Consider the following 474-nt stretch of genomic DNA (forward strand, 5'->3'; position numbering starts at 1 on the left):
CATGTCCTTACCGACGCGGTTATCAGGCTTCTGAATGCCCAACTTATCCATAGCCCAATCTATGGTGTCCGACGCGGCCTTGGACACGACGCTCCATGCCTCCGTGAACACCTTGACTACGTTATCCCATGTCAGGTATTTGTCCATAAGTGCACCCATCTCTTTGTAGAGTTCTGGGTCAAGAACCATGGACGCCAATAGTGGGCCTAGGCGCTTAAGCCACGAAAGCCATGAGGGGTCCTCATTTCTTTGTTTGCGCGCCTTCTTGCCAAGATCGGAACCCATCCAGTTGCGGAACGATCTCCACCATATATCCGCGCGGTCCTCTTCGTTGGGATCGCCCTGAACGCCTCCCTCGTGTGCGTCACCCGTATGGCCGCGACTGCCGCTCAAGAAATCGTATAGCTTCTTGTATAGCGCAGTCTGATCAGCAGCTGCCTTCTCAATCGCGGACTCTGCACTGTTGCTCAGCTT

Annotated in this window: 1 protein-coding gene; it reads right to left on the minus strand. The window is 54.2% G+C overall.

Annotation, left to right across the window (positions count from 1 at the left end):
- Positions 1–474: hypothetical protein (locus AC1RP1_RS07850; protein WP_481762699.1), on the minus strand; the 474-nt coding region annotated here is incomplete at both ends.

It is taken from the genome of Dellaglioa sp. CoH-56-MRSF-13 (assembly GCF_056782095.1).